Genomic DNA, 9,458 nt, shown 5'->3' with positions numbered 1-9,458 from the left:
ATATGACAACAGATATCATTACGACCCTTGATTATCACTCCATTGACCATAACCTTTTGAAGCTGGACATTCTCGGCCATGATGATCCGACCATGATCCGTACACTAGAGGAATATATCACATCGGATGCCATGGACAATGAGTACAATGAGGAGAATCCGTTTATCGCCACCAATATACCGCTGGACGATAAGAAGGTGCTCTCCCTGTTCCACGATACAAGTGCTTTGGGGATCAAACCGGAGGATATAGACGGGTGCAACCTGGGATGCCTTGGGATTCCTGAGTTCGGGACAGACTTCGTTATTCAGATGGTACAGGATGCGAAGCCGCAGTCACTTTCAGACCTGATCCGTATATCGGGTCTGTCCCACGGGACAAATGTGTGGCTGGGAAATGCACAGGAACTGGTAAAATCAGGAAAGGCCACGATTTCTACCTGTATCTGTACACGTGATGATATCATGATCTACCTGATCAACCAGGGTGTGGACAGCGCGCTGTCCTTTACAATCATGGAGAGTGTGCGTAAGGGAAAAGGGCTGAAACCAGAATGGGAAGAAGCCATGAAGGAGAAGAACGTGCCGGACTGGTACATCTGGTCCTGTAAACAGATCAGCTACATGTTCCCGAAGGCCCATGCGGCGGCGTACGTTATGATGGCTTACCGCATCGCGTACTGCAAGATTAATTATCCGCTGGCGTATTATGGCGCTTATTTTGGTATCCGCGCCAATGCATTTTCTTATGAAATCATGTGCCAGGGGAAAGACAAGCTGAATTATTATATAAAAGACTACAAACGCAGGGCGGATTCGCTGAGCAATAAAGAGCAGGATGTAGTAAAAGACATGAAGATCGTGCAGGAAATGTATGCCAGAGGCTATGAGTTCCTGCCTCTGGATATCTATAGGGCAAAGGCAACCAAATTCCAGATTATAGACGGGAAACTGATGCCGCCGCTCTCCAGTATTGAAGGTATGGGTGAGAAAGCCGCGGAGGCTGTGGAGGAAGCAGCTAAAGACGGGCCGTACCTGTCTCTGGATGATTTCAGACAGCGGACAAAGGTCAGCAAAACAGTCATTGATTTTATGGCGGAACTGGGGCTGTTTGGAGACCTGCCGCAGAGTAATCAGTTGTCGCTATTTGATTTTGGGTAGGGAGCGCGGGGAATAATGTATGGACTTTCCATTCTTATTTATGCTATAATGTCCCCAATGGACTTTTATCGGGGAATTTTTATGTCCCGGGAATGCTTAATGATTTATGGAGGAGAAGAATTATGTACGGTTTCGAGGAAATCAAGAATGAAGATGTAGAGATTGCGGAAGCGATTCAGGCGGAGATGGACAGGCAGAATTCTCATATTGAGCTGATTGCTTCTGAAAACTGGGTTAGTAAGGCTGTTATGGCAGCTATGGGCAGCCCGCTGACGAATAAATATGCAGAAGGATATCCGGGAAAGAGATATTACGGCGGATGCCAGTGTGTGGATGTTGTTGAGAATCTTGCCAGAGAGCGGGCAAAAGAGCTGTTCCAGTGCGAATATGCCAACGTGCAGCCTCATTCCGGAGCACAGGCTAATATGGCTGCAATGTTTGCTATGGTGGAGCCAGGTGATAAAGTGATGGGAATGAACCTGGATCACGGCGGACATCTGACTCATGGTTCATCGGTTAATCTGTCAGGCAAGTATTTTGATTTCTCAGCGTATGGCGTGAATGACAACGGTGTCATTGATTATGATAAGGTACTTGAAATCGCAAAAGAACATAAACCAAAGCTGATTATTGCTGGTGCAAGCGCTTATGCCAGGACCATCGACTTCAAGAGATTCCGTGAGATTGCGGATGAGGTAGGTGCATACCTGATGGTGGATATGGCGCATATAGCCGGTTTAGTGGCAGCAGGCATTCATCCAAGCCCGATCCCCTATGCACACGTGACGACCACCACAACGCATAAGACCCTGCGCGGACCAAGGGGCGGTATGATCCTGTGCAGTGAAGAGATGAATAAAAGGTTCAACTTCAATAAGGCAGTCTTCCCGGGAATCCAGGGCGGCCCGCTGATGCACGTCATCGCAGCCAAGGCAGTCTGCTTCAAAGAAGCCCTGCAGCCTGAGTTCAAGACATACCAGGAACAGGTAGTGAAAAACGCCAAAGCATTGTGCAAAGGCCTCCAGGAAAGAGGTGGCAAGATCGTCTCCGGAGCAACCGACAACCACCTCATGCTCGTAGACCTGACAGAGAACGACTTAAGCGGCAAAGAACTTGAAAAACGTCTAGACGAAGCCCACGTAACCTGCAACAAAAACACCATCCCGAACGATCCCCGTTCTCCGTTCGTAACAAGCGGAGTAAGGCTCGGAACCCCAGCAGTCACCACCCGGGGAATGGTAGAAGAAGACATGGCAAAAATAGCAGAAATCATAGCCATGGTTATAGATGATGAAGCAAATGTAGAAAAAGCACAGGGAATGGTAGCAGAACTTACGAAAAAGTACCCGCTTATCTAATCCCCCAAAAAGAAAGGATTGTCGGGCCCTGCAATCCTTTCTTTTTCCTCTTACTGCCGCTAAGTCTGCGGCCCGCCCTACAAAACAGCACAGGTCTTTCCGGCCCCTCCCGTTGCTCATTCTGAAAAGCACTCTTTCCCCATAATTTTTTAAAATTTAATGCTTTAATTCGTCAAAGCAGTGTGTTATACTATTGGATAACGAATGTGATGTTGAAGGAGGTTTTTACGATGATTTGGGCAAAGGAAGAGACTCTGCCAAGGGCCGAGATTGAGAAAATCCAATTGGAACGGTTACAGAAAACGGCAGCATATATTTATGAAAGGGTAGAGCCTTACCGTAAGAAGATGGATGAGGCCGGTGTGAAGCCAGAAGATATTCAGAGCCTGGAAGACTTAAAGAAGATGCCGTTTACATATAAAGCAGACTTCAGGGATCATTATCCCGACGGCCTTTTTGCGGTAGATAAGAAGGAGATTGTCAGGTACCATGCAAGCTCTGGGACCACGGGGAAACCAACCGTTGTGGCATATACGAAGAACGATCTGGATGTCTGGCTGAACAATGTGGCAAGAATCGCATGTATGGGCGGCGCAACATCAGAAGATGTAGCGCAGATTGCATTCGGATACGGTACGTTTACCGGAGCACTTGGGTTGCATGGAGGTCTGGAGAAGTTGGGAGCGTCCGTTATTCCAATGTCTTCAGGCAATACGAATAAGCAGATTATGTTTATGCAGGATATGGGTGTGACACTGCTGGTAGCGACGCCTTCTTATGCTCTTCATCTTGGAGAGATCTTAAGGGAGCGGGGAATTGACCCTTCAAAAGATCTGAACATACATATTGGCCTGTTTGGCGGCGAAGGGATGACAGAACCCATGCGCGATGAGATGCATAAAGTCTGGGGCAACCAGTTTGTCTGTACACAGAACTACGGGATGAGCGAGCTGTGCGGACCCGGCGTATCAGGGGAATGTACGGAATTATGCGGTATGCATATCAATGAAGACTGGTTTATACCGGAGATTATTAATCCTGAGACAGAGGAAGTGCTGGCTCCCGGTGAGACTGGAGAGCTTGTAATAACCTGCCTGTGCAAGGAAGCGCTTCCACTTGTCCGTTACCGTACAGGAGATCTTACCAAACTGATGTATGAGCCGTGCAAATGCGGCAGAACAACGGTACGTATGGAGAATCTTTCAGGACGTGCGGATGATATGCTTGTAATCCGCGGTGTCAATGTATTCCCAAGCCAGATAGAAGAAGTCCTTCTGAGAATTGAAGAGATCGGGCCGCATTACGAGATTCTGGTCGAGAGAAAGAACCGTTTGGACGTTATGACAATCTCTGTTGAGCTGATCGACGACAGACTGCTGGACAGCTACGCAAAGTTAAGTGAATTGGAACAGAGTATCAAAGCGTCTCTGAAGTCACAGCTTGGACTCGCAACACAGATCAGGCTGGTTGCCCCGAACTCGCTTCAGAGATTTGAGGGCAAGGCAAAGAGAGTGAAAGATTTACGAAAGGATGGACTATAAACTATGTCAGAGAAAGTGATAATGCTGGGAAATGAGGCGATTGCCAGAGGCGCATATGAGGCCGGTATCAAAGTCTCCTCAGCCTATCCGGGAACCCCAAGTACAGAGATCAGTGAGTACATGGTTCAGTATAAAGATACTTTTTATGAAGAATGGGCGCCGAACGAAAAAGTAGCTGCTGAGGTGGCTGTAGGAGCCAGCATCGCAGGTGTGCGTGCGATGGCCTGCATGAAACACGTCGGCCTGAATGTGGCATCGGATCCGCTGTATTCCGTATCCTATATGGGCGTTAACGGCGGTCTTGTGCTTACAGTTGCCGATGATCCAGGTTTATACAGCTCCCAGAACGAGCAGGACACCAGGATGGTGGCAAGAGCAGCCCAGATCCCGGTGATCGAACCTTCTGACAGTGCGGAAGCAAAAGAATATATCAAGGCAGCTTTTGAACTAAGTGAGAAGTTTGACAGACCGTTTATTTACAGAATAACAACCAGGCTGGCACATTCCCAGGGCCTGGTAGAGCTGTGTGACAGGGAAGAGATCGAAGATAAGCCTTACGTGAAAAACATCCGGAAAAATGTGATGATGCCGGGCAACGCAAAGCTGCGCCATGTGGAGATAGAAAGGCTCAACAAAGAGCTGGCCGAGGCCGCAAATACACTGCCGATCAACCGTGTGGAGATGAACGACACGAAAATAGGAGTCATTACAAGCGGTATCCCTTATCAGTATGTAAAAGAGGCACTTCCGCAGGCGTCCGTATTAAAACTGGGAATGGTCAATCCACTTCCAAGGAAGATGATTGAGGAATTTGCAGCAAAAGTAGATACGCTTTATATTGTAGAAGAACTGGATCCGGTCATTGAAGAGCAGGTGAAGTCCTGGGGGATCAAGGCAGTCGGTAAGGAGATCTTTACCGTGCAGGGAGAGTACAGCGCGAATATGCTGCGCAAAGCAATATTAAATGAGGAGCTGGATATCCAGCCAACGGCAGATGCTCCGCAGCGCCCGCCGATTTTATGTCCCGGATGTCCGCACCGCAGCGTATACCATGTGCTGAATAAGCTGAAAATGCATGCGGCCGGGGATATCGGATGTTATACGCTGGGAGCGGTTGCGCCCTTAAGCGTAGTTGATACAACGATGTGCATGGGTTCCAGCATTTCCACCCTGCATGGCATGGAAAAGGCAAAGGGAAAGGAATACATCAAAGACTGGGTAGCCGTGATCGGCGATTCCACATTTTTACATACAGGAGTGAACTCCCTGATGAATATGGTTTATAATAAAGCGACAGGAACCGTGATGATTCTGGATAACTCCACTACCGGAATGACCGGGCATCAGGATCATGCTGCGACAGGAAAAACACTCCAGGGAGATCCGACTTATGCCATTGATATTGTGAAGCTGTGCAGCGCTATGGGTGTGAATCACGTGATTGAGGTAAATGCATTTGACCTGGACACACTGGAGAGGACAATTAAGGAAGAAGTTGCCAGAGATGAAGTGTCGGTCATTATCACAAAATCGCCGTGCGTACTTCTGGACAAATCCAAAAAGCCTCTCTATACCGTGCATGAGGACAAATGCAAAAAATGCGGTATGTGCATGAAGCCGGGATGCCCCGCAATGACGAAAAATGAAGACGGCACCATCCATATTGACGATACTATGTGTACGGGATGCGGCTTGTGCGAATCTCTATGTAAATTTGGTGCAATAGAACTGGTAAAGGCGGGTGAATAATCATGGCGACAAAGAATATTATGATTGTAGGTGTAGGCGGTCAGGGGACCCTGCTTACCAGCAGAATATTGGGAGGACTTACCATTGCAGGCGGCTATGATGTCAAACTTTCCGAGGTACACGGCATGGCACAGAGAGGCGGCAGTGTTGTTACATTTGTGCGCTATGGCGAGCAGGTGGCGGAGCCGATCGTGGAAGAGGGGCAGGCAGATGTAATCATTGCATTTGAACGCCTGGAAGCCCTGCGGTATGCACATTTTCTGAAAAAGGACGGAGTTTTGATTGTCAATGACTGGCGCATCGATCCGATGCCGGTTGTAATCGGCGCAGCAGAATACCCGGAAAATATCCTGGAGACCCTGGAAAAAGAGTATAAGATCTATAAGGTAAATGCGACGGAAGAGTCCAAGAAGCTTGGCAATCCTAAAGTATTCAATCTGATTGTACTGGGTGTTGCAGCACAGCATATGGACTTTACAAAAGAGCAGTGGTATGAGGTGATCGAAAAGACGGTTCCTCCAAAAACAATTGAAATCAATAAAAAAGCATTTGATGTAGGATACACATTATAAGGGATAGGCGGTGAGAGGATGATTAAGCAGTTATCAGTATTTGTGGAAAACAGGCCGGGCAGCCTGATGCAGGTGACATCGGCGCTGACGGAGGCACATATCAATATCAGGGCGATCGCTTCATTTGATACGCCTGAATTTGGAATTCTCAGGCTGGTAGTTGATAAACCGGCAGAAGCAAAGACCTATCTGACAAGCAAGGGATTTGTTGTCAGGATACACGACGTAATTGGTGTAGAACTCAAAGATGAGAAAGGAAACCTGAACCGGATGCTTTCCATACTTGCAGAAGGCAGGATCAATATCAATTATATTTATTCTTTTGTAATCCGCGAGGGAAGGGCGCCGGTTATGGTGTTCAACACAGATGATTTTGAAAAAGCTGCGCGTGTTCTGGAAGCAGCAGAGGTAAAAGTCGTAAAAGAAGCGGATCTATAAAATTACGGAAATATGGGAAAACAGATAAGGAGTTAAACTAAAATGGCGGCAGTGACATTAGAAAACTGGAATGAGCGGATCTTTGACCCGGATATAGAATGCATGAGCAGTGACGAGATGGCTGCTCTGCAGAGCAGACGTCTGGCTGATGTAGTAGAAAGAGTTTACAACAATGTAGATTTCTACCGTAGGAAGATGAAAGAACTTGGAGTAGAGCCAGGTGATATCAAAGGAATTGAGGATATTAATAAACTTCCATTTACGACAAAGGAAGACCTGAGGGATAACTATCCGTTCGGGCTTCTGGCAATCCCCAAAAAAGATGTTGTCCGGGTACAGGGCACATCAGGAACGACAGGGAAACTGACTTTGGCGTCCTATTCGCAGAAGGATGTGGATGTGTGGGGCGAATGTGTAGCCAGATGCCTGACAATGGCTGGACTGACAGAGGAAGATGTTATCCATGTATGCTATGGATACGGATTATTTACAGGCGGAATGGGTCTGGACTTTGGAGCTAAGGCGCTTGGAGCCACAGCGATCCCTATGTCGGCGGGAAATACCAAACGCCAGATGATGTGTATGGAAGATTTTGGGTCAACAGCGTTCGCATGTACGCCTTCCTATGCACTGCATCTTGCGGAATCCCTGCAGGAGGCCGGTGTTGTGGATCGTCTAAAACTGAAGGCCGGGATTCACGGCGCAGAGCCATGGACCGAGGAGATGCGTAAGAAAATTGAAAGTATTCTGCATATTAACTGCTTTGATATTTACGGATTATGTGAGATTACGGGTCCTGGAGTTGCACAGGACTGCATTCATCATAGAGGTCTGCATATCAATGTTGATTACTTCTATCCGGAGGTACTCAATCCGATAACTCACGAGGCTTGTGCAGACGGTGAGACAGGAGAACTCGTATTTACAACACTGGCAAAAGAGGCGATGCCGCTTTTAAGATACCGCACGAAGGATCTTACAAGCATTGACCACAGCACCTGCGACTGCGGCAGAACGACACCGAGGATATCCAAGTTTACAGGACGTACAGATGATATGAAAGTCATCCGCGGTGTCAACGTATTCCCGACGCAGGTTGAGACAGCACTTCTCAGCATGGGCGGTGCAGTTGCACCGCATTACCTCATGATTGTGGACAGAGAGGATAATCTGGATGTCCTGACGGTTATGGTGGAGGTCGATGAGAGCATGTTCTCAGACGAGATCAGAAAACTGGATGCGCTGAAAGCAAAGATCGGCGCAGTTCTGAAACAGGCGCTTGGAGTTTCCGTCCGCGTGAAGCTGGTTGAGCCTAAGACAATACAGAGAAGCGAAGGAAAAGCAGTACGTGTAATAGATAAGCGTAACCTGCAGTAGAGGAGGTAAGCACGATGGGAATCACAATACAACAATTATCAGTATTCTTGGAAAACCGGGAGGGACGTCTGGACGAAGTGCTTGCAGTGCTGGCCAGCAACGATGTGAATATCGTTGCACTGAGCCTGGCAGATACATCAGATTACGGAATGCTCCGCATGATTGTATCCGACCCGAACAAGGGAAGAGCGGTGCTTAAAGACAATGGAATCACAGCTATGCTGACAGACGTTGTGGCGCTTCGGGTGCCTCACGCGACGGGATCCTTAAGCAAGGCAATGCATCAAATCGTAGAAGGCGAAGTCAATATTGAATACATGTATGCATTCGCAAATGGGACAGACGCATCGGCGGTATTAAAAACTGACGACCCGGCAAGGGTGGTTGATATATTAAGAGGAAGTGGATTCGACGTCTGGGAGGCAGCGGAAGCTTACGTTTCCAATGTAAGCTTGTAGACAGGGCGGTATTTGGCTGGTATGGGGACGCCCCGGGAACCGGACACAGGGGTGTCTGGAAACGGGGGAGAAGCTGCAAGCTGGAGTAACGGAAAAAGAAGGAAAACCGGGGCAGACCTGGCCACATCACCCAAAGTCTTGATGACTTTGAGTGCTGGGGCCAGGGAGATCTGTGATTTGCGATCACAGATCTCACCCCGGTTTTCCTTCTTTTTTCCGTAACTCCGGCTAACAGCATCTCCTATGCTTCCAGACACCCCTGTGTCCGGTTCCCGGGGCTGGGCGCATTAAGGCGGTTAAATAGCGCCTTACCCGGTGGGGGAGCAGACGGGGGAGGCGGATTGAGTTGGTGGTTTGGGCGGATCTGTGGCAAGCTGCAGAAAAACTACTAAATACGATGTGTTCTGGGTATCCAGTTCAATCCAATCCGCTTTATTCAAGTCCGCCTCCTGTTCGCTGGCGTCCCCTTCCAATACACAAAAAAAGCACCCGGAATATCCGGGCACTCTTTTTTTAATCTCATTTCTCTGTATTTCTTTTAAATATTAAATCTAATTTATATATTAAAAGGTACATTTAAAATTCTGATTAAAGTTTTACTACGTTGACTGCCTGTGGTCCTTTTGCGCCGTCTGTTACATCGAATTCAACTGCCTGGCCTTCTTCTAAGGATTTGAATCCATCCATCATTAATCCTGAGTAGTGTACGAATACGTCATTTCCCTCTGAGTCAGAGATGAATCCATAGCCTTTTTGGTTGTTAAACCATTTTACTGTACCTGTCATTGTGTTGCCCTCCATAAAT

The 9,458-nt window shown here is 47.8% G+C and carries 8 protein-coding genes and 1 pseudogene; 8 read left to right on the top strand and 1 reads right to left on the bottom strand.

The window, feature by feature from the left end; genetic code table 11:
- The 8 genes and pseudogenes from GKG43_RS05555 to GKG43_RS05520 form a co-directional block, all read left to right on the top strand.
- A pseudogene (locus GKG43_RS05555) lies at positions 1-1,160 on the top strand (PolC-type DNA polymerase III); the annotation flags it as partial.
- A 122-nt stretch (positions 1,161-1,282) separates the two neighbouring features.
- Positions 1,283-2,518 (top strand): serine hydroxymethyltransferase, encoded by a 1,236-nt coding sequence (gene glyA, locus GKG43_RS05550; protein WP_129878857.1) that lies wholly within the window; start codon positions 1,283-1,285, stop codon positions 2,516-2,518.
- A 230-nt stretch (positions 2,519-2,748) separates the two neighbouring features.
- Positions 2,749-4,059 carry a phenylacetate--CoA ligase gene (locus GKG43_RS05545; protein ID WP_129878856.1) on the top strand — a complete coding sequence of 437 codons (1,311 nt, stop codon included), beginning with the start codon at positions 2,749-2,751 and terminating at the stop codon, positions 4,057-4,059.
- A gap of 3 nt (positions 4,060-4,062) precedes the next feature.
- Positions 4,063-5,808 (top strand): indolepyruvate ferredoxin oxidoreductase subunit alpha, encoded by a 1,746-nt coding sequence (gene iorA / locus GKG43_RS05540; protein ID WP_129878855.1) that lies wholly within the window; start codon positions 4,063-4,065, stop codon positions 5,806-5,808.
- Between the two features lie 2 nt (positions 5,809-5,810).
- Positions 5,811-6,380, top strand: coding sequence for an indolepyruvate oxidoreductase subunit beta (locus GKG43_RS05535; protein ID WP_025657275.1), 570 nt, complete (start codon positions 5,811-5,813; stop codon positions 6,378-6,380).
- Positions 6,381-6,398: 18 nt separating this feature from the next.
- Positions 6,399-6,818 (top strand): ACT domain-containing protein, encoded by a 420-nt coding sequence (locus GKG43_RS05530; protein ID WP_025657276.1) that lies wholly within the window; start codon positions 6,399-6,401, stop codon positions 6,816-6,818.
- Positions 6,819-6,860: 42 nt separating this feature from the next.
- Positions 6,861-8,195, top strand: coding sequence for a phenylacetate--CoA ligase (locus tag GKG43_RS05525; protein WP_129878854.1), 1,335 nt, complete (start codon positions 6,861-6,863; stop codon positions 8,193-8,195).
- Positions 8,196-8,209: 14 nt separating this feature from the next.
- Positions 8,210-8,653: an amino acid-binding protein gene (locus GKG43_RS05520; RefSeq protein ID WP_025657278.1), complete on the top strand. Its 444-nt coding sequence runs from the start codon at positions 8,210-8,212 to the stop codon at positions 8,651-8,653.
- Between the two features lie 588 nt (positions 8,654-9,241).
- On the opposite strand, the gene GKG43_RS05515 is transcribed toward GKG43_RS05520, so the two are convergent.
- Complete coding sequence (locus GKG43_RS05515) at positions 9,242-9,439, bottom strand: cold shock domain-containing protein (protein ID WP_025657280.1); 198 nt, start codon at positions 9,437-9,439, stop codon at positions 9,242-9,244.
- Between the last annotated feature and the right edge of the window lie 19 nt (positions 9,440-9,458).

This window comes from Eubacterium sp. BIOML-A2, assembly GCF_009680135.1.
GTDB lineage: Bacteria > Bacillota > Clostridia > Lachnospirales > Lachnospiraceae > Faecalicatena > Faecalicatena contortus_B.
The sequence above is the reverse complement of the archived record's forward strand: the minus strand, read 5'-3'. Positions and strand labels throughout refer to the sequence as shown.